Here is a 22930-nt window from a genome sequence, read left to right as displayed (position 1 = left end):
GAAAGTCGCTCCATCCCCATGCCTGCCCAACGAACGATCACGGCCTATGACCTGCGCAAACGTGAACTATCCCCTTAGAGGATCAGATGCCCTCTAAGTGAGCAGCCACTGAACGCGCGCACGATCTCGGCGGCACCGTCGTCGAGGCCGACGACAAGATCTGGGACGTCTGCTGGGTTATGTCACGTGGTCGTCGTGGCTAGGGTGCGAGGAACGAGGCTCAGCACTCAACGAGGAGGGCTCCTTGACGAATCTCGACCGGCGTTCGTTGCTGAAGGGCGGCGCGGCTGTGACGGCCGGCGCTGCCATCGCGGGCGGTCCGCTTGCCGGGTTCCTCGCCGGCCCGGCCGTGGCGGGTGCCGGCCGGGGCCCGCGCACCCTTCTGCGGGATGTGCCCGATCTGCGTGACGGCGTCGTCCGGCTGGCGCTGCCGGAGGGCTTCCAGTACCGCTCGTTCCAGCAGAGCCGGCGGCCGCCGACACCGCCGAACGTCGTCCTCGACGACGGCTCCTTCCTGCCCGGCCGCCACGACGGCATGGCGGCCTTCGACGGTCCCGGACGGCGTCTGGTGACCCTGGTGCGCAACCACGAGGAGAACGGGTCCGCGCTCGATGGCTCCTTCGGCGCGGCCCGCACGCCGACATACGACTCCTCGGCGCTCGGTGGCACCTCGACCGTGCACGTCACCCACCGTGGTGAGGTCGAGTTCTCCTACGCCAGCCTCGCCGGCACCCAGATGAACTGCTCCGGTGGCCGCATGCCCTGGGGCTCGTGGATCACCTGCGAGGAGACCGTCAACGGGTACGACGTCGCCGACGACTTCACCCGTGGCTCGGCGGCGCCACCGACCACGTACGTTCAGAACGCCCGGCTGCAGAAGAACCACGGGTTCATCTTCGAGGTGCCGGTGCGCGGTGGGGCCACGGCCACCCCGATCACCCACGCCGGCCGGTTCCCGCACGAGTCCGTCGCCTGGGATCCGAGAGGTGGCGCGCTGTACCTCAGCGAGGACAACTTCGCGTTCCCGTCCGGCTTCTACAAGTACGTTCCGCCCAAGCATCCGAGGCGGGCCGGGCGGCTGCTCGACGGCGGCCGGCTCTACATGCTCAAGGTCGTCGGCGTCGACAACGCGGACCTGGCCGTGCACCTGGCCGACGGCACGCGGTTCCGCGTGGAATGGGTCGAGATCGACGAGCCGTCATTCGACTTCGGCCGCCCGGCACCGGGCTCGGCGCCCAGCCGGACCAACGACGAGGCTCTGCAATTCGTGAGTGGCCAGGGACTGGCCAAGGGCGCCGCCAAGTTCTCCCGGCTCGAAGGCACGGTGTACGACCGGGGCTGGATCTACTTCACCTCCACGCAGGGCGGGGTGGCGCCGGGACCGACCCAGCCGGACACCGTCGCGGGCTTCGGCCGGGGCTGGGGTCAGATCTGGGGGTACCACCCCGCGAGCAAGACCCTGCACATGCTGTACGAGTCACCCAGCCAGGACGTGCTCGACTTCCCGGACAACGTGACCACCAGCGCCCGCGGAACCCTCGTCGTCTGCGAGGACGGCGCGAACTTCAACTTCCTGCGTGGGCTGACCCGCCGGGGCGAACTCTTCGACATCGCACAGAACAAGATCGCCACCCAGCTCAACGACGAGTTCGCCGGGTCGACGTTCAGCCCGGACGGACGCACATTGTTCGTCAACATCCAGTCCACCGTGGGGCTGTCCATCGCGATCTGGGGTCCCTGGGAACGCATCGACGTCTGAACCGTCAACCGGTCAACCGGTTGGCCAACGCGGTGCACCACATCAACCGGTTGGGCCGCCTCAACCCGCCTCAACCCGGCGCGCACTTCCGGTGTTGTCACGGAAGGGGTGACGAGCCGTGATCCGGGCGGCCGCAGCCACTTCGGCGGCCGGACACTGAGCAGCCGGCCGCCGAAGTGACGTACGTCAGAGTCGTTCGAGGATGGCCTTCATCGTGGCGATCTCAGCCTGCTGATCAGTGATGATCTTTTGTGCCAGAGCCTTCGCCTCGGGGTTCGAACCCTGCTCGACTTCCTGCTGGGCCATGTCGATGGCGCCTTCGTGGTGACTGACCATCATCGTCAGGAAGTGCTTGTCGAACGCCGCGCCCTTGGCGTCCATCAGCGTGGCCATGTCGGCGTCCGACATCATGCCGGGCATCGACCCGTGTTCCATGCCGGAACCCATGCTCGGCATGGGGGCCGGCTTGCCCCAGGCCGTCAGCCATGCGGTCATAGTGTCGATCTCCGGCTGTTGGGCTTGCTGGATCTTGCCCGCCAGCGCTTTCACCTCGCTGTCGGCGGCGCGGCCGCCGGCCATGGCAGCCATCTGCACCGCCTGCTGGTGGTGCGGGATCATCGACTGGGCGAAGGTGACGTCGGCGTCGTTGAACGTGCCGACAGCCGAGGCCGCCACCGACGGGGCTGCCTCGCCATGGTTCATGCCGGAACCGGACGACGAGTGGTCGCTGCCGCCGCAGGCCGACAGGACGAGCATGGCGGTGACGGCGGCGCCGCCCAGCAAACCACGGCGCAGAACGGTTGCAGGCAGCACGGAGGAACGCATCATTGCAGGTCTTTACCTTTCATCTCAGCAATTTCGGGTACGCGGGGACGCCTCGGCGCGGCCACTGGAATGGCCGCCGAGGTGGCGTTCCTATATGCGCAGCACCGTTGCCGAAACGAGAGCCAGGGCCACCGGCCGATCCGGTGGCGCTCGCGGCGACAGCACCCACCGGACGCACCGGGAGATGCCCGGCCGACAGCTACGGATGGGCCTGAACAGCCACAGGAACAACATGATCGCCGCCAGGCCGGCCAGGATCGCCAGGCACACGCTCCACACACCTGCCGAGCCATGACCGCCGTGACCGTCGCAGTGCCCGTCGGGGCATGGCGTCGCTGCGACAAGCGCCAGAGGCGCTGTCGCGGCGGTGACTACGGGCAGTGCCATGCTCGCCTCAGCGGCATACGAATCGTGGCGGACACCGGCATGCCCGAGGGTGTGCATGAGCGCCAGCCCGAACGCGGTAGCCAGCAGCAGGACGATCCGAGCCGTCCGGCCGATCGCGGTCGCTGCTGCCGGTGTCACGGCGTCCACGGTAGCGCGCGGCCTGCGCTCGCCTGACGAGCCTCGCCGGAGACGGTCATGATCGGGCTGGCCCTGCGCACCTTGCCGCCTGCCTCGCTCCCGGCGAAGCTGCCACGCCACGCCGCGCCGGGGTGCGGGGGCTGGGCCGGGAACACCGGCGAGTGAACCCCGGGGCGAACCCCCCGAGGGAGAGACGCCGCGCTCACGCTCACCCAACCCTTGCTGTTGCCACTGCTTAGAGCCCGATGGCGAGCGGTCAACACGAACCCCGAAACATCCCTCTCGGGGGATATCCCTCGACCGGGGGTACCCTTCCGCCGAACACCGTCGCAGCGACGTGTTCGCCGTGCCTCGGAGAGGGAAACCGCACAACTCGCGACCCGACATCCGGCTGGACGGTCACGGCATCTGGGCGGGACAGCCACGCGTGGATCAACGGCGTGCCAGCCGTCGTTCCCCGGCCGCGCCGGTCTGGTACGGCAGGTTGTAATGCGCGAACACGGTCGGCTCATCCGTGGCGGTGAGTTCCCCGTCCAGGTCGATCGTCGGGGCGTCGCCGACGAGCTTCTTGTCATACCGGACTCGGACGGCGCTGGGTGTCACGGTGGCGCCGCCGACGGGTACGAAGGCGAGCTTGTGCCGGCCGATGAAGCCGACCCGCACCGTGATGAAAGCCGGTTCGTCGGTGGCCGTGTCGACGTACACGGCCTCGAGTTCGCCGATCTTGTCGCCGTCGGGGTCGATCACTTTCTCGCCGCGCCAGTCGCGGAGGTTCTCAGCGGGGAACATGCCACCTGGGTGCCCGGTACCGGGTGGGGGAAACACCGGCGCGAAGGTAAGTCGCGGCATCACGCGTACACGGCCGGCCTGGTCGGGCCGCGCTGACCGTTCGGACGTCCCCGTTCGGGATCGGTCATTGGCGATCAAGCCGGGCCGCGCGATATCCCTCTAAACCGCGACCGACGAGCGGGCGGAGGATCCATGAAGTGGCGGGGGTGGGCCGCTCTGGCCGGTGTCGGCACCGTCCTGGTGAGCGGGCTCGGGTTCCTCGGCCGTGAGCAGACGCCCGCGGCGGGCCGGCCTCCGGCGTTCGTCGACCCGTGTGCGGCCACACGGCCCGCGCCCGCCCGTACGGTGAAGAAGCTGCCGGCATCGGTGCGCCTCGCCGGAAAGCCGGGCCGGATCATCAGCGCCACCATGACGGAGAGCGTCCTGCTGCTCAACACCGGCGTCCCGCTCGAGCAGGGGCCGCACCCGAAGTGGCTGATCGGCCTCGACCCGCAGACGCTGGCCACACGGTGGCGGTGGCGGTTCCCCGAGCTGCCGGGCCCGGTGACGATCGGGATGGGCGAGGATCCGTGGGCGACGCTGGCGGGCGACGTCGTGCTCACCGTGAGCGGCATCCGGTTCGCGGGAGATCAACCCGTGCTGCGCGCGGTGGACCTGGCCAGCGGCCGGGTGCGGTGGTCCGAGCGGTTCCCCGCCGGTGCCCAGCCGGTCGTCGTGGCCGCCGACCGGTGCATGGTCGTGGTCAACGCGCAAGCGGGCAACGGCACGCTCGGCCTCTGGGGGCTGGATCCGGCGACCGGGCGGGTGCGGTGGCAGAACTCTCCCGCCGAGGAGCTGCTCTGCACGGTTCCGGCGCGGCCCTGGCTCTACGGGTGGAGCGGCGGCCACCTGGTCCGGTTCAGCCTGGCCGACGGCTCGGTCACCGCGGTGCGCTCGCCGACGTCGGACTGCGGGCCGGTCGTGCTCCCGGGCGGACAGGTGGTCGACTCCGGCACCGGCCGGTGGTACACGATCGACTGGTCGCGGCCCGCGCTGACTCCCACGGACCGGGAGCCGGTACGGATCGAGCCGGACACGTACCCGCAGTTCACCACGGTCGGTGATGTGCTGGTCGTCGACGACCACGGGAAGGCCGCCGTCCACGATCACGACGGCACGCTGCTCTGGCAGGACGACGGAACCGGCCGGGGCTATCTCGTCCCCGCCGTCGGGCAACCCGGAGACCGCCTCTTCTTCCGCACACGCTCGCCGTTCACCGAGAAGAAGCGCACCGTGTCGCTCACCGCCGTCCAGGCACGGACCGGGCGGACGCTGTGGAAGTCGGCCGCCTGGCCCGGCAACGACGAGTACCCGATCGTGGACCCGCGCACCGGGACGGTTCTGGTCCACGTCACGACGACACGGCAGGTCAACCCCGAGCAGTTCGAGGTCGAGGCCTCCCATCTGTACGCCCTGAACGGCGACGACGGCCACCCCCTGTGGGACGTCGAGGGCGACGGGTTCCGCGTCGCCGGCCCGTGGCTGCTGGTCGAGAGGGACGGAGCCGTCCGCGGCTTCCGGATGAGCTGAGGAGTCCCGTGCCCGAGTCCCGTCACCGCCGCCCGTCGAACTTCTGGATCGCGGCGGGCGTCGTCGTCGCCGCCGTCGGCGCGATCGGCACCGGCGTCAGCGCGGTCACCGACACCTTCGGGGAGGTTCGCGAGCAGACCCAGCCCTCCCCGGCACCCGGTGAGGCGCTGCGCGTCTCGGTACGCGGCGCCGGCGCCGGGGATGCGTCCTGCATGCGCTCGCAGTACGTCGCCCGCGGCGGCCTGAAGGACCTCCGTGGCGATCCGGCGCCTCCGGACGCGGTCTTCGGCCCGGACGAGTCGCAGGCCTGGTTCGCCGCGCACGGCGCGACGCCGACGGCCACTACCGTCGTGTTCGTCGTGGAGAGCCAGCGCGCCGGCCGGGCGGTGCTGCACGACCTGCGAGCGGTCGTCGGCTCGTGGGAGCGGGCGCCGGACGCGGTCCGCGTCGTGCCGGACGGCGGCGGTTGCGGCGCCCACCTGGAGGTGCAGGACTTCGACCTCACCCTGCGTGACGTGCGCCGGCCGATCAGCACCGTCCCGCGGCGGCCGACGAAGGGCTTCCCCTACACGGTCTCCGAGCAGGATCCAATGCTGTTCCAGGTCTTCGTGGCCGCGCCTGCCGGCATCGCCACCTGGCATCTCGAGATGCGCTGGACCTTCGGCGGTGAGGCGCACACGACGCGGCTGCCCGCCACCGGGACGTTCCGCAGCGGCGCCGGCCCGGTCTACTGCGCGACGAGCATCGCCGACGTGGTCCGCTCACCACACCGCTGCCGGCAGCGGGCCTAGGCCGCCGGCGGTGCCGCCCACCAGCAACGTCACCGTCTCCCCCGCGCGACGGCCGCCCCGGTCCGCCTCAGCGTCGCCAGCCGACGGTCCCGCGGTGGGCCGGCGGCCAGGTTCGCGGCAGCCAGCACCAGACCGAGGCAGAAGACCGCCACCCACAGCACGTCCGGCCCGAACCAGGTGGTCACCAGGCCGCCGACGGCCGGGCCGACGAACATCGCGGCGGTCAACCCGAAACCGAAGACACCCTGGTAGCGGCCGCGAGCCTCGGGCGGGGCAAGGTCAACGGTCAGGGCGGAGTTCGCCACGGTCATCAGCATCTCGCCGAGGGTCCAGACGGCGACGGTCAGCGCGTACGCCCACACGGTGTCGGCCACCGCGACCAGCCCGAACCCGGCCCCCGTGATGACGGCCGAGGCGGCGAGCACGTGGTCGTGACGCCGGTGTCCCACCAGCTTCAGCAGGAACAGTTGACCGGTCACGATCAACCCCATGTTGACCACGATGACCTGCCCGTAGGCCGTCACGTCCAGGCCGTCGGCGGCGAGCGCGGCCGGCAGCATCTTGTTGGTCTCGATCATCGCCCAGCCCAGCATGGCGAGACCGACGAAGGTCATGAAGACCCGATCGCGTACGACGACGCCGAGCCCGACCGACCGGACCGCCCTCCCCGGGGCGACGGCAGGGCGCGTCTCGGGCACCTTCAGCGCCAGCAGAGCGGTGGAGCACATCAGCACACCGGCGTTCGCCGCGAACAGCAACGACGGTTCCCTCTCGATCAGTAGGCCGGCGAGCAGCGCCGCCGCACCGGAGCCGAGGTTGAACGCCCAGTAGTTCAGATTCAGCGCGCGGCCCCGGTCCTCCGCGGCGACCACATCGATGATCGACGCGGTGAACGCCGGGCGGACGATGCCGAGGAACACGCCGAGCAGCAGCGCCAGGGTCACGATGGCCCACGGGTCGGTGACCCAGCCGAGGGACAGCATCGTGACGGCGGCCGGGATGCCCGCCCCGAGCATCGCCGGGCGCCGTCCCCATCGGTCCGCGATGATTCCGCCGGGCAGCGCCCCCAGCGCGGTGCCGATCCCGCCCAATCCGATGACCAGCCCGGCGTACGCCGCATCGAAGTGCCGCACCGACAGCAGGTAGACACCGAGGTAGAGCTGCGCCACGGCGCCGGTCCGGTTCACCAGGGACGCGGTCCACAGGTACCAGAACGTCGGCGGCAGCCCGCCGGCAGTCCGGCGCCACCATCCGCTCACGCCCGCACCCGGCCGCCGAAAGGTTCCAGGCCCGCCAAAACCAGGGATAACATGCTCGGCTCCTTCGATCTCGAGAGCATCGACGCGAGGCACGCTACGGTCGGCGACGCCGCCGAGTCCTGGTCCACTTCTGGCAGACTGGACCAATGATGGAGATCCCCGGCCCGGGATTCGCGTCCGTTCTGAGCGGCTGGCGGCAGGCACCGGGCCCGCTGGTCGACGCCCTCGCCGCCGCGATCCGTCACGCCGTCGTCGACGGGCGGATCCCGGTCGGCACGCGCCTTCCCTCGGAACGCTCCCTGGCCGCGACCCTCCAGGTCAGCCGCGGCACGGTGGTGACCGCCCTGGCCACGCTGCGGGACACCGGATGGCTACGCACCCGGCACGGCAGCGGCAGCACCGTCCAGCTGCCGCCGGCGGTCACCGACCGGACCGCGCCGTGGTCGGTGGACCACGGCGACGGACTCGACCTGACCCGCGCGGTGCCCGCCGCCCCGCACACCGCCTACCTGGAGGCGACCCGGCGCGCCGTGCGGCGATCGCCGACCCTGCTGGTGGACGCCGCCGAACCGGACGCGGGCTTGCCGCAGCTGCGTGACCTGCTGGCCGACCGGTACACCCGGGACGGGCTGCCGACCCGGCCGGATCAGATCCTGGTCACCTCGGGCGCCCGGGCCGCGCTCACCCTGCTGGTGGACCACCTGCACGACCGCTCCCGTCCGATCCTGGTGGAGAACCCCACCTACCAGGGCGCACTGAGCATCCTGCGGCGGCGCCGCGCCCGGCTCGCGGTCGTGCCGGTGTCCTGTGACGGCTGGGACGCCGCCCGCCTGGCGCTCACGGTGCAGGCGGCACGACCGGCGCTGGCCTACCTGACACCGGACTTCCACAACCCGACCGGCGCCCTCATGCCGGCCGAGCCTCGGACGACGGTGGCCCGCCTCGCGGCCCGCCACGACATGACGGTCATCGTCGACGAAACCCTGCGGGACCTCGACCTGCGCGTCCCGGCCGAACCCGTCCCGCACCTGGCCGGACCCGGGATCATCGCCATCGGTTCCACCAGCAAGCTCGTCTGGGGTGGCCTGCGCGTCGGCTGGCTGCGCGCCGACGCCTCCCGCATCCGCGAACTCCAGCTCAATCCGCTGCAGGCCCGGCTGTCGCCACCACCGCTGGAGCAGCTCATCGCCGGCGAGCTTCTCAGCGACCCGAGCGAGTTGCTACGCGAACGCCGGGACCGGCTTCGCGCCCAACGAGACCACCTCGCAGCGCTGCTCGACGGCGCCGGCGACTGGAGTTTCACCCTCCCACCGGGAGGCCTGTGCCTCTGGCTGCGGCTGCACGACGTCGACGCCACGACGCTCGCCGCCCGCGCCGCCGCCCGGGGCGTGAAACTGTCCGCCGGAACGGCTTTCTCGGCCGACCGTACGCTCACCCATTACCTGCGGATGCCGTTCACCGGCACCCCGGAGACCCTGACCCGGGCGGTCGAGGCCCTGGCCTGAGTGCAGCAGGGGCTGCCACCCGCCGCGTGGAGAAGACCTCCCGCCAGTGCACAGCGGCGTCGGTCATGTCGTTGCCGCGATGGGATGGTGGGCCCGCGGGTCGCGGCTACCTGCCCGTTCGGCCTAGCCTGTCCGGATGCGGCGCTTCAACGATGAGGATCTCACCGGCACGGAGTTCCGGGAGTGTGACCTGAGCAGGGCACGGCTCGTCGGGGTGGTCATGCAGGACGCGGAGATCGACGGCCTGGTCACCAACCTGGTGGTCAACGGCGTGGAGGTGATGTCGTACGTCGAGGCGGAACTCGACCGCCGGCACCCGGTGCGGCTGCTGATCCGTTCCGACGAACCGGCCGACCTGCGCGAGGCCTGGCGACAGCTGCGCCAGGCGTGGGCGACGACCACCGAGCGGGTCCGGTCGATGCCCGAGGGCAGCGAGCATCTCGGCGCCGACGGCGAGTGGTCGATGGTCGAGACGCTGCGTCACCTCGTCTTCGTGCACGACTCGTGGTTCCGGCGCTGCGTACTCGGGCTGACCGAGCCGTTCACGGCGATGGGACTGGCGCCCGCGTTCGTGCCGGATCAGGAGGCGCTGGGACTGGACCGGTCCGCCCGGCCGGGTCTCGACGAAGTGCTGAGCGTGCGCGACCGGCAGGCCTCGGAGATCGAGGCGTGGCTGGCCGAGGTCACTCCCGACCAGCTCGCGAAGCCCGCGCCGGTGCCCGACGACGACATGTGGCCGCCGTATGCCAAGGGCCGGCGCGTGCGGCAATGCCTCGGCACCGTGCTCAACGAGGAACGGGAGCACCACGGTTTCTGCGTGCGCGACCTGGACAAGCTGTCGCGCATGCGAACGGCCACTTCAGGCGCGGGCCCCTCGGGTCAGGGCGCGTAGCAGGAAGCCGGGGCTGGCCAGCGCACTCGGGTGGGCGAGCATCGTGGTGACCTGTCCCAGCCGCCGGCTGACCGTGTGGTCACGCATCGACGCCTTGAAGATCAGGCCACTGGCCCAGCGCAGGATCCGGTAGCCGCGCGGGTACGGCCCGTCGACATGCGGCAGTGCCAGGTCGGCCATGGTGGAGATCTGCCAGGCCGCGTCGACCACGACCTTCACGTCGGCGAAGTACGAACGGGCCGGCCGGTCCAGACGCGGGTTGCCGCGCAGATACTCCGACAGGCACGAGGCGTGCAGCATCGCGGAGGTCATGCCCTGGCCGTACACCGGATTGAAGGAAGCCACCGCATCGCCGGCGGCGACCAGCCGGGCCGGGAGCCGCCGCGCCTGGTGGAAGTCGCGCCGTCGGCTGTCGGCCTGGTGGTAGGTGACGACGTCACCGGCCGGCTCCGCACCCGTCGCGACCTCGCCGAACTCGGCCGGGAAGTCCTCGACGCAGCGCCGCCGGAACTCGTCGGCGTCGCGCCCGGGACGGTCGTCGGCGTAACCGGACACCAGCATCGTCCACCGGCCACCCTCGATCGGGGTGAACCCGCCGATCCGTGCGGTCCGGCCGGGGCCGGGATTGGCGACCGAGATGCACGTCCACACGTCGGCCCGCTCCGGGCGGTGGAACAGGGCCGTCGCGTAGTTCAGCTTGATCGCCATACGCTGCATCGGCGGCTTGGTGAAGCCGCCGGCCTCCAGCCAGTCGCCCAACCGGCTCGACCGGCCGGTGGCGTCCACCACGAAGTCGGCCCGCTCCTCGACCACCTCCGCGGAACCGGCCGGGACCAAACGCACCCCGGCGACGGCTTCGCCCTCCCAGAGCAAGCCTTCGGCCTTACCCCTGACGGTACGCACGTTCGCGCGCCCGAGCACCCGATGGCGGATCAGCGCCTCCAGGAACGGCCGGCTGGAGATGAGCGCCTGTGCCGCCGGGCCGGTCGGCGCCTCGTCCCGCAGCTCACCGTCCAGGTAGAACCGGTTCGTGCCGGGCGGCGGGTTCACCGCGCCGGCCTTGAGCGCTTCCTCGGTGAACCCGGGGAACCACCGCTCCAGCTGGATCTGACCGGCCGGCAGCAACGCGTGCACCTGGCTGCCCTGCGGCACGCCGGGCCGGGGGCCGATGGCCGTGACCGGGTCCGCGGCGATCCGGGCATCCGGGATGGACAGCGACGCCAGATCGTCCCGGTCGATGATCAGGACCTCGTCGGCGTGATCGCTGAGCACGCGGGCGGCCATCAGCCCGGCGACGCTGCCGCCGAGCACGATCGCCCGGCGGAACAGGACCGGGGTGTCGGCCGGCGCCTCGGCAACCGAGACCGCGGCGAAGCGACTAGCAGCGAACATGTAGGCCCCCGTGGCTGTTAGGAACCTTGACGATATCGAATGATCGAAAAGTGCCGCTGCCCCGTTCCGCAGTCCGGTTCCGCCGCGACTCGCGGCGGAACCGGTCGGGCCGACGCGACGCCGGCCCTCTGGCGCGCGGGCTCAGCAGACGTTCGTCGGGCAGTGCCACCAATACTCGGCCCACCCGGACGAGTTCCACCACGTGTAGTAGTGGGCCCGTGGGTTCGCCACCCACACGCTGATCACGCGCTTCGCGCCGCTCGCCGTCCACCAGTGGATCATGTCGTCGGCACGGCCACCGCCCGGCACCTGTTTCCAGTCCGCCGAGGTCGGCTGGATGTACCAGATGGTGCGGTCCGGCGCGACGCCGACGCACATCTCCTTCTTGCCGTTCTGATTCCAGTCGGCCAGCAGCACCCGGGTGCCGGGCTTGAACCGGCCGGTCTTGCCGAAACACGTGTAGTCGCCGTCGGTGATCCGGTACGGCGGCTCGGCCGCCTGGGCCGGCGATGCCGCGAGCAGCCCGCCGGCGAGCAGGGTCAGCGCAGCGAGCACCGACCACAGTTTCTTGATCATCGCTCCTCCTCCGATCTGCGGTGTCACCGTCCGAAGCTGCCAGCCCGGCCGGCCGTGGGCGTCAACCGAGGACGGGAGAAGAACTTCCAACCAGGACACCAAGACACCGGGCCGGGCCCGCTCTACGGTGTGGCGATGGGCCTTCGCCGGTGGCGTCGCCTGACCCGGCTACCGGCGGCGTATCCGCTGTTCACCGATGTGCTGCTGGCGCTCGGACTGACCGTGGCCAGCGTGCTGCAGGGCTGGGCCGACCCCACGTCGCAGTGGCGGCCCTACGACGCGACCGCCGCGATGCTCACCGTGCTGGCCACCGCGCCGACCGCGCTGCGCCGCCGCGCACCGACCACGACCCTGCTGGTCTGCTGCTTCTTCTGGGCGGTGTCGGCGGCGGCCGGCTATCCCCCGTCCGCCAACACGTACGGCATCCTGCTCGCCCTCTACACGGTCGCGACCGTACGCCCGTGGTGGCATGTGCTCGCCTGCGCCGCGCTGAGCGCGGCCACCTGGATCGCCGGCGTGCTCGCCACCGGGCGTGGCAGCGTCGTCTCGGTGGTCGCCACCGGCATCGTCATCCCGGCCGTGGTGTGCAAGATCGCCGACACCGCCCGTCGCCTGGCCCGGGCCGCCGACAGCCTGGCCCGGCAGGCGGTGCGCGACGAGCGGGTCCGGATCGCCCGCGAGCTGCACGACGTGATCGCACACCACATGTCGGTGATCGCGGTGCAGGCCGGCCTGGCCCGCTACGTGCTGCGCTCGGACACGGACACCGCCGACCGCGCGCTCGGCGCTGTGCTGGAGACCGCGACCGAGGCGCTCGACGAGATGCGCCGCCTGCTCGGGCTGCTGCGGGCCGGAGTGCCGGCCGGCGGCGAGCAGGCGCCCGGCGAACCGGACGGCTTCGCCCCGGCGCCGCGGCTCGCCGACCTGCCTGAGCTGTTCAACCGGGTCCGGGCGGCCGGCGTCCCGGTCCAGGTCACCGTGATCGGCACCCCGGCGCCGCTGCCGCCCGGGATGGAGGTCTGCGCCTACCGGATCGTGCAGGAGGGCCTGACCAACGTGGTGAAGCACGCCGGCCCGGCCACCGCGACGGTGGCGTTGCGCTATCGTCCGGACGAGTTCGTAGTGACGATCGCCGATGACGGGCGGGCGGTGCGGCCGGCCGGCCCGGTCACCGGCAAGGGGCTGATCGGCATGCGGGAACGCTCCCTGCTCTACGGCGGCACGCTGGCCGCCGGCCCTCGGACGCCGCACGGTTTCCAGGTGCGCCTGAGCCTGCCGCTGCCGCCACCGTGACCAGCGTGCTGATCGTCGACGACCAGGTGCTGATCCGCGCCGGTCTGGCCGCCTTGATCAGCGCCGCTCCCGGCCTGACCGTCGCCGGCGAGGCCGCCGACGGCAAGGCCGCGGTGACCGAGGCGGCCCGGCTGCGCCCGGACGTGGTGCTGATGGACATCCGGATGCCCGAGCTGAACGGGGTCGCGGCCACCGAGCGGATCCTGGCGGCAGCCGCGGCACCGCCACCGCGGATCCTGGTGCTCACCACGTTCGATCTGGACGAGTATGTCTACGCCGCCCTGCGGGCCGGAGCCAGCGGCTTCCTGCTGAAGGAGACCCCGCCGGACCGGCTGCTGGCCGCCATCCGCACGATCGCGCAGGGCGACATGCTGTTCTCCCCCAGCGTCACCCGCCGGCTGATCGAGGCGTACGCCCCGGCCGACCCGCCCGCACCCCACCTGAAGCGCCTCACCCCGCGCGAGGTCGAGGTGCTGCGCCAGGTCGGCACCGGGCGCAGCAACCCCGACATCGCCGCGGTCATGCACGTCACCGAGGCCACCGTGAAGAGCCACCTGAACCGGCTGATGGCCAAACTGCACCTGACCAGCCGGGCCCAGGCCGTGGTGATCGCCTACGAGTCCGGGCTGATCATCCCCGGCAACCGGCGGTAGCGGGTGAGCCCCGCTCTGCGGCACTACCAACGGGCCGCGTTTTGGGCGTCGTCCTGGGCCGGGCCAACGCCGTGCATCGACGGCGACCAGGCACTGTCGCGGCGAACTCCCTGGTGTACGACAACCTGGCACTGGCAATCAGTGACCGCCGGTGAGGGTGTGGAAGTTGCCCTCATATCCGAAGGCCTGTGACCAGCGGGCAGCGTCACCCACTCCCGCGGCGCCGCCCAACGCGGCGGCGGCCAGCCGGTCCGGTTTCCCACCGGACGCCAGCAGGTCCGTCCACTGGCGGCCGTTGAGGGTCAGCACGCGCAGCGCGGGGAACGTCGCGATCACCTCGATGTCCGGCACCGCCGCCCTGGACAGATCGAGACGGGCCAGGTTCGGCAGGGTGGCCAGGCCGGCAACCGGCGCCGGCTCGTCGTTGCCGCTCAAGGTGAGGTCGACGAGGGTCGGCGGTAGCGGCGCGGGTACCCATCGGGCCGCCTCCACGTGCAGGCGCTCGATCGGCAGCCGGTCGGACAGCGTCAGGTCGACCAGCGGGACGTCGCCACGTATCACCACCGATCGAAGGCTCGTGAAGGGCGCGAAGTCGGCGAAGCGGACCGGGCCGTCCGCGCGCAGCACCACCCCCTGAGCCGTCACCGGCAGCTCCGCGATGCTGTCCGCCCTGATCTCGGGGTCGGGCGGTGACGGGCGCTCGTCGTCGAGCGTCGCGATGGCGCGGCGCAGCAGGTCGGTGACCGAGGCGGTGACGTATTCGGCCGGCGCCCACACGTCCCGTCCATGCGTCAGCACCTGACCGACGCGGCCCGACGGGCCCGGATCGAGGTCGACGGCCGCGAAGTTCATGCCGTAGTCGCGGGCGAACGTCACCCAGCCGTTGCTCGACGACACCCGGCGCACGTGCCCGGCCGGCGCACAGTCGAAGATCACCGCGTCGTCGAACAGGCCGTCGTGGTAACCGGGATGGTTCTCCCGGTTCCACTCGACGAGGACGTGCAGGGGTACGAGAACGAACGGGTCGAGCAGTCCCGACTCCCCGCTGTCGTCATGGACCACCCGGTAGAGAGCCCGTAGATCCTCGGGCAGCCGCACCCCGAGCTGCTGTTCGGCGGCGAGGATCTCCTGTTCGGAGTAGCCGGGCGCGTACCCCTGCGGATGGTGCCGTGCGACGAACTCGCCGGCCAGCCGCTCGACCTCGGCCAGCACCGCCGGATCGGTGACGCGGGTGTCGGTGGTCCCGGGTTCACGGGCCGGCGGCCGTTCATGTCCGGGCAGCCGGTAGCCCTCGTCGAGCACGATCCGGGCCGGCAACGACGGCAGCTCCCGCGACCAGTGGATCGTGTACGTCCCGCTCGGATCACCGATCATCTCGACGACCAGACCACCGTCGGCCACGCCGGGCAGCGCCGCCGTGGCGTTGTTGAGGTCCAGGTTGTTCCAGCGGCCCAGCAGGGCCGGCTCCCCCGCCATGGTGTACGTCTGGCTCTGGCTGCCATGCGCGTGCACAGTGGTCAGCTGGTAGCCGGGCTCCCGCAGGCCCGCCACGAACGCCTTGCCCAACCGGTGCAGCACCTCGTCGATCTCGCCCACGCCGGGATTGTGCCAGCAGCGCACGGCCGGGCCGGTGCGGGACCTGGCCACAGGCATCGACGATCGGGTATGGCAATGCGGTGGACACGATGGTGAAGCGGCGGTGAAATCTGGCGACCCTAGCGTCCCGGCTCAAGATCCTTAACTTTCGGGAGGGCCCCTTGCCTCCCGGACGTGCCTGGGAGGTTCAGCCTTGGGTCAGACACGCCGTGACTTCCTCCGCCACGTCGGCATCGTCGGCGGCGCAGGAGTCATGTTCCATACGATGGGAGCTCTCGGCCTCACCACCGCAGCCAACGCTGCCGAGACCCCGCCCTTCACCCCGCTCACGAACGACGCCCTGCGCGGCCGGGGCGCCAAGTCCGTCATCGTCATGGGTGGCGGCATAGCCGGCATGACGGCTGCCTACGAGCTGCTCAAGGGCGGCTACTCCGTCACCGTGCTCGAGGGTCAGGACCGCCCCGGCGGCCGCAACTGGACGGTCCGCGGCGGCACCACCTTCACCGACCTCAAAGGACAGACGCAGAAGGCCCGGTTCTCCAAGGGCCAGTACATGAACGCCGGCCCCGGGCGCATCCCGCAGATGCACGTGACGCTCGACTACTGCAAGGAGCTCGGCGTCCCGATCGAGGTCTTCACCAACCAGAACGCCGACGCGTTCCTCTACCGCGAGAACGTCCCCGGCGCGCTCAACGGCGTTCCCGTCCGGCAGCGTGCGGTGAAGGCCGACGCCTACGGCTACACCGCCGAGCTGCTGGCCAAGGCGACCAGCCAGGGCGCCCTCGACGCGGAGCTGACCGCCGCGGACAAGGACGCCCTGATCGCCTACCTGCGCAGCTTCGGCGCCATCAACTCCGCCAACGAGTACGCCGGTGGCGGGCGCCGCGGCTATGCCCCTCAGCCCGGTGCTCACCTCGAGGCCGGCACCCCGCTGCCGCAGTACGAGCTGACCGACGTGTTCCGTTCCACCCTGGGCAACTACTTCTCCTTCGAGATGGGCTTCGACCAGGCGATGATGATGTACCAGCCGGTCGGCGGCATGGATCGCATCGCGTATGCCTTCGCCAAGGCGATCGGCGCCCGCAACTTCCGGTACAACGCCGAGGTCGTGGCCTACAACAACACCACGGACGGCGTGGCGGTCACCTACACGACTGCCGGCCGCACGAGGACCATCACCGCCGACTTCGCCGTCAACGCGATGCCGCCCCACATCGCCGCGAGGATCCCCAGCAACATGCCCGCCGAGGTCGTCACGGCGCTGGGCTCGGTCAGCCGGACCAACGCCGGCAAGATCGGCATCGAGTACGACCGCCGCTGGTGGGAGGAGGACTTCCGCATCTACGGCGGCATCACCAACGCCAACACCAACATCGGCAACATGTGGCACCCGTCGTACGGCTACCACGGCAGGACCGGCACGATGATCGGCTACTACAACACCGGCAGCAACGCGAACTTCTACGGCAACCTCACCCCCGCACAGCGGCTCACCGAGGCGACCACACAGGGAAAGAAGATCTTCGGCGACGTCTACGGCGAGGGCATCATCGCCTCGTTCAGCCAGGACTGGGCGTCGGCGAAGTTCGCCGAGGCGGCCTGGGTCAGCTGGCCCAGCGCGGCCGGCGGCCAGACCGGCGCCGGCTACCGCAGCCTCCTGCAGGCCAGCGGCAACGTCTACTTCGCCGGCGACCACCTCAGCCACGCCATCGCCTGGCAGCACGGCGCCATCACCTCGGCCCGCGCCACCGTCGAGCAGATCCACGAAAGGGTGACCGCCTGATGCGCCAACTTCGCCACCTCAGCACCCGCACCAAGATCATCGTGGCCGTCGCCCTGACCGCCGCCCTGGTCGCGCCGACGACCGCCGTCGCCGCCGGCCGTTTCCCGCCCCGCCCGGGCACCACGGTCTCGCTGCTGCCGGCCGGGCAGGACAATCCGTCGATCGCCGACGGCGTGGCGATCGGCCGGGACACCGCGACCTACAAGACCAGCGGGCTCGGGCCCGGCGGCCTCAACACGGCCGCCGCGGCCGGCACCGAGGCCCGCTACATCGACCCGGTCGACCTGGTCGACGGCCAGCTCCCGCCGGGCGTGACGATCACCGAGGCGCAGGGCATCAACGTCCTGCGCCGCATCGGGGAGAACCTGGCCAGGGCCGGTCTCTCCTACGACGACGTCATCACGATGCGCGTCTTCCTCCAGAACCCCGCCGGCCAGGAGAAGATGGACTTCGCCGGCTGGAATCGTGCCTACCGGCAGTTCTTCGCCAACACCAGCCTCGCCACCGGCAAGCCGGTGAACGTGCCGCTCGGCTCGGCCGCACCCGCGCCGCCGATGGTGACCAACCCCGCCAGGCCGTCGCGATTCGCGCTCGAGATCGAGAACCTGCCGGTCGCCGGCTGGCTGGTCGAGGTCGAGGTCGACGCGGCCTACCCGGCCAAGAGGAAGTAGTACCTGACGCTGTCGCCGGCCTCCCCTCGTAATGAACAGCGAGGCCGGCGACAGCGTCCTGGCTCACACCAGCTGCGCAAATGCCGTCGCGGCCTCGATGCCGGGCGGCGGCACCTACCCCGATGGCCCGGCACCGAGGTGCACCACCTGACCCGGCTCTCAACGTCCACAGTGTGCGAGCTGCCGCAGTCCGCGGTAAAAGGTGCTCGCCGCCGGCGCGAGCTACATCGGCGAGCGCCTCCCGGCCGACGGCACACCGGCGGACCAGTTGCGGGCGTACGTGGCGGCGAACGTGCAATACATCGCCGAGCACCGCGACGACGTCCGCGTGCTCACCTCGATCGCGATGAACTTCACGACGCCGGACGGCGACAGCAAGCTGCAGCACGACGCCTCCGTCTACGGCATCGCGCTCGCCCCGCTGCAGGATCTCCTCGCCCGCGGCCAGGCCGCCGGGCAGTTCACCGACTTCGACACCCGCACCATGGCCATGACGATCCGCGCCGCCATCGACGCCATCGGCCCGCAACTGTGGGTCGTCCCCGACCTCGACCTGGAGCTGTACGGCCGTGAGCTGACCGCTCTGGTGGACCGCGCCACCCGAACCGACCCCGGGAGGACCGGATGAACACCCAGACGCCCGAGAACCCGCGCACGACGAGCTGGAGCGCCTCGCTCACCGCGATCGCCCTGGACGTGGTTCTGCCACTGGCGATCTACTATGTCGCCCGCGCGATCGGCGCCGACCCGTGGCTCGCGGTCGTGGTCGCGGCGTTGAGCCCGGCCGCGAATGTGGCACTCACCTGGTCCCGCAGCCGGCGCCTCGACCCGACGGGCGTCTTCGTCATCGGGGCGCTGGTCCTGTCGCTGGTCGTCGCGCTCTTCACCGGTGACGAGCGGGCGCTGATGGCCCGGGAGAGCTGGATCACCGCGGCGATCGGGCTGTGGATCATCGGGTCACTGGCGACCTCACGCCCCTTCCTGCTCGACGTGGCCCGCAAGACCAGCCCGCCGCAGATGACCCACCGGTACGACCAGCTCTGGGAGGGCAACGCGGTCTTCCGGCGCTGGATGACGCTCGCGAGCATCGTGTGGGGCCTGGCCTTCCTCATCGACGCCATCGCCCGGGTGGTCCTGGCATACACCGCGCCGCTCGACCTGGTGCCGATCACCGGCGTGCTCGTCCTGGTCGGGCTGCTGGTGATCGGTCACGGCTTCGTCATGCTGCAGGCCTACCGCTGGAAAGTCCTGAAGCTGCTGAAGTCACCGGCCGAGGTCACTGGTCCGGGGCCTGCCAGCGGCGTTCGATCGTGACGGTGGTCCCGGTGGCGGTCGGGACGACCCGGACGTCGCCGTAGGCGCTCATCAGCAGGGCGCCGCGGCCGCGGTCGCGGACCGCCGGCCGGGCTCGCCACCCTCCGAAGTCCCGCACCACGATGAGGACCGTGCCGTCGTGAACCCGCAACTCGACCTCCACCGTGGGCCGGCTGGGCTGCTGGGCGTGCTCCACCGCGTTGTTGACCGCCTCGGTCGCGGCCACCTGCAGGTCGTACAGCAGATCGGGGTCGATCCTGTGGGTGCCGAGGGCGGCGCGCAGGTCGCGGCGCAGCATGCCGGACGCCGACGGGTCCAGCGGGTACGACCACGTGACGTGCAGGTCCGGCACGTCGGCCAGGAGTTGCGTCTCCGGCGTCCGGCGCCGGTGCAGGACCAGCGCCGCGATGTCGTCGCGCTGCGGGTCGGGTACGCCGGCCAGCACGGCATCGAGCAGAGCGGCGGGAGACGCGCCGGCGGCGTACAGCTGCCGGCCTTGCCGCTGCAGCCGCTCGAGCCCGACGTCGATGGGGAACGGGAAACTCTCGACCAGGCCGTCGGTGTAGAGCAGCACCTGGGCGCCGGGCGGCAGGCCTCCCTCGTTCTGCCGGTACGACGCCCGGCGCAGACCGAGCGGTGGCCCGACAATTCCCTGCAACAGGTGGGTGTCCTGCCCCGGGCCGGAATACACCGGCGTGGGATGACCTGCGCTGCACCAGGCGAAGTCCCCGGTGTCCGGGCGCAGATGAAGCACGAACAGCGTGGCCATCGCCGGCGTACCGAGACGAGAGACCAGTTCGGCCACCCGGGTGACAACGGTCGCCGGCGCCGCGTCCTCCACCGCGTACGCCCGGACCGCGTTGCGCACCTGGCCGGTCGTCACCGCGGCGCCCAGCCCGTGGCCGGCAACGTCACCGATGCTGAGCACGGCGCCGCCGTCGGGCAGCACCACGACGTCGTACCAGTCACCCCCGACCCGCCCGGCGGCCGGCCGGTAGGCCGCCTGCAGTTCCCAGCCGTCCAGGGCGGGCAGATCCTCCGGCAGGGTGCTCTGCTGCAGAGTCAGCACGAGCTGGCGGTCATGGTCGAGTTGCCAGCCGGTCTGCGCCAGCGAGGCCAGCATGTTCGCCATCGGCTCGAGCAGGTCGCGGTCCTGATCATCAGGCCGGCGCGCCGGGTCGATCAGCACGGTGAGCGTGCCGATCGGCCGGCCGTCCCGGCCCCGGATCGCCGCACGCACCGTGCCGGACCCCTCGGCGGGTGTGCCGTCCGCGCCCGAGGTGAACCGCAGCGCGGCACGTTCCTTGCCGCCGGTGACCACGACCTCGGCCGCGATGCCCGCCAACAGGGCCCGCGCCTGCTCGGTGACGGCCTGGAACGCCTCCTCGAGGGCGCGACCGGACGCGATCACCGCGGCGGTGTCGGCGAGCGCGGACAGCTGCCGGGTGTGGGCGGCGCGCACCCGGGCCAGGCGCAGAGTGTTGCGGACCCGCGCCACCAGCTCCGCCGCCGTGAACGGCTTGACCACGTAGTCGTCGGCGCCGGCCTCCAGGCCCTCGACGCCGGACTCGTCGCCGGCCCGGGCGGACAGCATGACCACCGGCAGCGCCCGGGTGGCCTCGTCGGCGCGCACCGCACGAACGAGGGCGAAGCCGTCCATGCGGGGCATCATCACGTCGGTGAGCAGCAGGTCCGGCGGGAACCGGTGGATCGCCTCCAGCGCCGCGCGCCCGTCCGGGGCGAGCTCCACCTGCCAGCCCTGGCCGCTGAGCAGCCGCTTGAGGTAGGCCCGCATGTCGCTGTTGTCGTCCGCGACGAGGATCCGGGCCTCGTCTGCCTCCGGCAGCCGGGACGACTCCGCCGCAGCTTGCGGGACGGCGGCAGGGACGTCGAGCCAGCCGGCCGCTTCCCGGGCCGCGGCCTGCGCGGCCGACATGTCCGGCAACGGTTCCACGGCCGTGGCCCGGACCAGCGGCGCGGTCACCGTGAAGGTGGTGCCGGCGCCGGGGGTGCTCTCGACGGTCACCTCGCCGCCGTTCAGCCGGGCCAGCTCGCGGACCAGCGCCAGGCCGATCCCGCTGCCCTCGTGGCTGCGGGACTGCACACCCCGCACGCGGTGGAAGCGGTCGAACAGCTGGGGCAGGTCTTTCGCGGCGATCCCGATGCCGGTGTCCGCGACGGTCAGCCGGACCGTGGTGCCGTCGGCCTCCAGCCGCACCCGGATCTCACCGACGAAGGTGAACTTCAGCGCGTTCGACAGCAGGTTGGTGACGATCTTCTCCCAGTGCAGCGGATCGATGACCACCGTATGCGGCAGCGGCGGGCAGTCCACCACCAGGCGCAGGTCGGCGCGTTCGATCGCCGCCCGGAAGACGCCGGCGAGCTCGGCGGTGTAGCGGGCGAGGTCGATCGGCCGCGGCTGGTGCTCCGCCCGGCCGGCCTCCAGGCTGGAGAACGTCAGCAGATTGTTGACCAGCGAGAGCAGCCGGTTGGCGCTGCGCAGGGCGATCTCCGTCCGGTCCCGCTGGGCCGGCCCGAGCGGTTCGCCGGCATCGGCGAGAGCGTCACTCAAGGGACCCATCATCAACGTCAGCGGGGTACGGAACTCATGGCTCACGTTGGTGAAGAAGTCGGTCTTGACCCGGTCCAGCTCGGCCAGCGCCGCGGCGCGGTCACGCTCCTCCTGGTACGCCTGAGCGTTGCGCACCGCAACCGCCACCTGCTGCGCGAGCAGCGCGAAGAACGACCGGTACGTCTCGTCCAGGCCCCGGCTCGGGCTGACTCCGGCCAGCAGCACACCCAGCGGCTGCGACCGCTCGGCGGACGGCAACGGAACAGCCACCGCGGTGCGTACCGGGTCGTCCCAGGCGCCACCGGTCACGGCCAGACGCTCGGCGGCGTCCTCGACGTCGACGCTCTCGCCGCCTGCCGCGACGTGCAGGCGCCACCCGTCCTCGGCCGGGCCGACGATGTGCGGCAGCACCGCGTCGACATCGGGCACCCCGGCGGCTGCGGCACGGCGGAGCAGCGCGCCGTCGCGCAGGTAGATGGCGGCGAACGGAACATCGATCCGGTGCTCGCCGATCACCGCGCAGAGCTGCGTGCAGACCTGCTCGACGTCGGCCGTCCGGCCGCCGGCCGGCACCGCGAGGTCGCGCAGCAGGCGCAGCCGACGCTCACCGACCACCTGTTCGGTGACCTCGCTGCACACGGTGAGGATGCCCGCGGTGGCGCCGTCGTCGTCGCGGGCGGGCGCGTGGGAAACGCTGAAGTACGCCTCTTCGCGGTAGCCCGACCGATCCAGCGCGAGCTGCAACGCCGGCACCCAGCTGGCCACGCCGGTCGCCTGAGCGTCGACGATCAACGGCTCCAGAACGTCCCAGCCCTCGGCGAGCGTCACCCGGACATCGCCGCCCAGCGCCTCCGGATGTTTGTCACCGATCAACGCGGAGTAGGCGTCGTTGTAGAGCTGGGTGTAATTCGGTCCCCAGAGCAGAAGCATCGGATAGCGGGAGGAAAGCACAATCCGGACGGCCGCCCGCATACTCTGCGACCAGGTCTCCACCGGACCGACATCGGTGGCCGACCAGTCGAGCCCGCTCATCAGGCGCCCCGTGGCACCCCCGCCGGCGAAGAGATCGTCCGTCACACAGTCACGCTACCCACGCGAGACCGAGCTGACGCTGACAGGTCGGCTCGCGGAACACCACCGGCTCGGACGTCACCAATTCATAAGAG

The 22930-nt window shown here is 71.3% G+C and carries 18 protein-coding genes; 11 read left to right on the top strand and 7 right to left on the bottom strand.

Annotation, left to right across the window (positions count from 1 at the left end; genetic code table 11):
- Positions 1-244 precede the first annotated feature (244 nt).
- Positions 245-1759 carry an alkaline phosphatase PhoX gene (locus AB0F81_RS28010; protein WP_360201921.1) on the top strand — a complete coding sequence of 505 codons (1515 nt, stop codon included), beginning with the start codon at positions 245-247 and terminating at the stop codon, positions 1757-1759.
- A gap of 186 nt (positions 1760-1945) precedes the next feature.
- Here AB0F81_RS28010 and AB0F81_RS28005 read toward each other — a convergent pair whose 3' ends face one another.
- Positions 1946-2587, bottom strand: coding sequence for a DUF305 domain-containing protein (locus AB0F81_RS28005; protein ID WP_360201919.1), 642 nt, complete (start codon positions 2585-2587; stop codon positions 1946-1948).
- Positions 2588-3541: 954 nt separating this feature from the next.
- A complete protein-coding gene (locus AB0F81_RS28000) occupies positions 3542-3898 on the bottom strand; it encodes a PRC-barrel domain-containing protein (RefSeq protein ID WP_360201918.1) in 357 nt (118 codons plus the stop codon).
- A gap of 192 nt (positions 3899-4090) precedes the next feature.
- On the opposite strand from AB0F81_RS28000, the gene AB0F81_RS27995 reads away from it, so the two are divergent.
- Both AB0F81_RS27995 and AB0F81_RS27990 read left to right on the top strand, forming a co-directional pair.
- Positions 4091-5467: a PQQ-binding-like beta-propeller repeat protein gene (locus tag AB0F81_RS27995; protein ID WP_360201916.1), complete on the top strand. Its 1377-nt coding sequence runs from the start codon at positions 4091-4093 to the stop codon at positions 5465-5467.
- 8 nt (positions 5468-5475) lie between these two features.
- Positions 5476-6258 (top strand): hypothetical protein, encoded by a 783-nt coding sequence (locus AB0F81_RS27990; RefSeq protein ID WP_360201914.1) that lies wholly within the window; start codon positions 5476-5478, stop codon positions 6256-6258.
- A 29-nt stretch (positions 6259-6287) separates the two neighbouring features.
- On the opposite strand, the gene AB0F81_RS27985 is transcribed toward AB0F81_RS27990, so the two are convergent.
- The gene (locus tag AB0F81_RS27985) at positions 6288-7517 is read right to left on the bottom strand and encodes an MFS transporter (RefSeq protein WP_360201912.1); all 1230 of its coding nucleotides are present in this window, start codon (positions 7515-7517) and stop codon (positions 6288-6290) included.
- Positions 7518-7663: 146 nt separating this feature from the next.
- Between AB0F81_RS27985 and AB0F81_RS27980 the strand changes: the two genes are divergently transcribed.
- Both AB0F81_RS27980 and AB0F81_RS27975 read left to right on the top strand, forming a co-directional pair.
- Positions 7664-9022 (top strand): PLP-dependent aminotransferase family protein, encoded by a 1359-nt coding sequence (locus AB0F81_RS27980; protein WP_360201910.1) that lies wholly within the window; start codon positions 7664-7666, stop codon positions 9020-9022.
- Between the two features lie 136 nt (positions 9023-9158).
- A complete protein-coding gene (locus AB0F81_RS27975; protein ID WP_360201909.1) occupies positions 9159-9914 on the top strand; it encodes a DinB family protein in 756 nt (251 codons plus the stop codon).
- Here AB0F81_RS27975 and AB0F81_RS27970 read toward each other — a convergent pair.
- A complete protein-coding gene (locus AB0F81_RS27970) occupies positions 9882-11306 on the bottom strand; it encodes an FAD-dependent monooxygenase (RefSeq protein WP_360201907.1) in 1425 nt (474 codons plus the stop codon). The two genes, AB0F81_RS27975 and AB0F81_RS27970, sit on opposite strands and share 33 nt — an antisense overlap.
- Positions 11307-11447: 141 nt before the next feature.
- Positions 11448-11882, bottom strand: a complete 435-nt coding sequence (locus AB0F81_RS27965) for a hypothetical protein (RefSeq protein WP_360201905.1) — start codon at positions 11880-11882, stop codon at positions 11448-11450.
- Between the two features lie 135 nt (positions 11883-12017).
- Between AB0F81_RS27965 and AB0F81_RS27960 the strand changes: the two genes are divergently transcribed.
- Both AB0F81_RS27960 and AB0F81_RS27955 read left to right on the top strand, forming a co-directional pair.
- On the top strand, positions 12018-13175 hold the full coding sequence (locus AB0F81_RS27960) for a sensor histidine kinase (protein WP_360201903.1): 1158 nt from the start codon (positions 12018-12020) through the stop codon (positions 13173-13175).
- The gene (locus tag AB0F81_RS27955) at positions 13172-13828 is read left to right on the top strand and encodes a response regulator transcription factor (RefSeq protein WP_360201901.1); all 657 of its coding nucleotides are present in this window, start codon (positions 13172-13174) and stop codon (positions 13826-13828) included. Before AB0F81_RS27960 ends, AB0F81_RS27955 begins: the two co-directional genes overlap by 4 nt.
- 138 nt (positions 13829-13966) lie before the next feature.
- Here the strand turns inward: AB0F81_RS27955 and AB0F81_RS27950 are convergent, their stop codons facing one another.
- Positions 13967-15424, bottom strand: coding sequence for an SMI1/KNR4 family protein (locus AB0F81_RS27950; protein ID WP_360201899.1), 1458 nt, complete (start codon positions 15422-15424; stop codon positions 13967-13969).
- A 265-nt stretch (positions 15425-15689) separates the two neighbouring features.
- Between AB0F81_RS27950 and AB0F81_RS27945 the strand changes: the two genes are divergently transcribed.
- The 4 genes from AB0F81_RS27945 (at position 15690) to AB0F81_RS27930 (ending at position 19192) form a co-directional block, all read left to right on the top strand.
- Positions 15690-17207, top strand: a complete 1518-nt coding sequence (locus AB0F81_RS27945) for an FAD-dependent oxidoreductase (protein ID WP_360201897.1) — start codon at positions 15690-15692, stop codon at positions 17205-17207.
- Positions 17207-17878: a Rid family hydrolase gene (locus tag AB0F81_RS27940; RefSeq protein WP_360201895.1), complete on the top strand. Its 672-nt coding sequence runs from the start codon at positions 17207-17209 to the stop codon at positions 17876-17878. The genes AB0F81_RS27945 and AB0F81_RS27940 overlap by 1 nt, the downstream gene beginning before the upstream one ends.
- Before the next feature lie 202 nt (positions 17879-18080).
- Positions 18081-18506 (top strand): hypothetical protein, encoded by a 426-nt coding sequence (locus AB0F81_RS27935; protein ID WP_360201894.1) that lies wholly within the window; start codon positions 18081-18083, stop codon positions 18504-18506.
- Positions 18503-19192 (top strand): VC0807 family protein, encoded by a 690-nt coding sequence (locus AB0F81_RS27930; RefSeq protein ID WP_360201893.1) that lies wholly within the window; start codon positions 18503-18505, stop codon positions 19190-19192. Before AB0F81_RS27935 ends, AB0F81_RS27930 begins: the two co-directional genes overlap by 4 nt.
- On the opposite strand, the gene AB0F81_RS27925 is transcribed toward AB0F81_RS27930, so the two are convergent.
- A complete protein-coding gene (locus AB0F81_RS27925; RefSeq protein ID WP_360201891.1) occupies positions 19155-22841 on the bottom strand; it encodes a SpoIIE family protein phosphatase in 3687 nt (1228 codons plus the stop codon). The genes AB0F81_RS27930 and AB0F81_RS27925 overlap by 38 nt on opposite strands.
- Positions 22842-22930 lie beyond the last annotated feature (89 nt).

It is taken from the genome of Actinoplanes sp. NPDC024001 (assembly GCF_040638955.1).
Taxonomy (GTDB): domain Bacteria; phylum Actinomycetota; class Actinomycetes; order Mycobacteriales; family Micromonosporaceae; genus Actinoplanes.
This window is presented reverse-complemented; position numbering and strand designations above follow the sequence as displayed.

What these genes read in the sequence shown, in the direction of transcription:
- AB0F81_RS28005 (WP_360201919.1), bottom strand. Translation starts at nt 2,587, where the DNA reads ATGATGCGTTCCTCCGTGCTGCCTGCAACCGTTCTGCGCCGTGGTTTG.
- AB0F81_RS28000 (WP_360201918.1), bottom strand. Translation starts at nt 3,898, where the DNA reads ATGTTCCCCGCTGAGAACCTCCGCGACTGGCGCGGCGAGAAAGTGATC.
- AB0F81_RS27995 (WP_360201916.1), top strand. Translation starts at nt 4,091, where the DNA reads ATGAAGTGGCGGGGGTGGGCCGCTCTGGCCGGTGTCGGCACCGTCCTG.
- AB0F81_RS27980 (WP_360201910.1), top strand. Translation starts at nt 7,664, where the DNA reads ATGATGGAGATCCCCGGCCCGGGATTCGCGTCCGTTCTGAGCGGCTGG.
- AB0F81_RS27975 (WP_360201909.1), top strand. Translation starts at nt 9,159, where the DNA reads ATGCGGCGCTTCAACGATGAGGATCTCACCGGCACGGAGTTCCGGGAG.
- AB0F81_RS27970 (WP_360201907.1), bottom strand. Translation starts at nt 11,306, where the DNA reads ATGTTCGCTGCTAGTCGCTTCGCCGCGGTCTCGGTTGCCGAGGCGCCG.
- AB0F81_RS27965 (WP_360201905.1), bottom strand. Translation starts at nt 11,882, where the DNA reads ATGATCAAGAAACTGTGGTCGGTGCTCGCTGCGCTGACCCTGCTCGCC.
- AB0F81_RS27960 (WP_360201903.1), top strand. Translation starts at nt 12,018, where the DNA reads ATGGGCCTTCGCCGGTGGCGTCGCCTGACCCGGCTACCGGCGGCGTAT.
- AB0F81_RS27945 (WP_360201897.1), top strand. Translation starts at nt 15,690, where the DNA reads ATGGGAGCTCTCGGCCTCACCACCGCAGCCAACGCTGCCGAGACCCCG.
- AB0F81_RS27940 (WP_360201895.1), top strand. Translation starts at nt 17,207, where the DNA reads ATGCGCCAACTTCGCCACCTCAGCACCCGCACCAAGATCATCGTGGCC.
- AB0F81_RS27930 (WP_360201893.1), top strand. Translation starts at nt 18,503, where the DNA reads ATGAACACCCAGACGCCCGAGAACCCGCGCACGACGAGCTGGAGCGCC.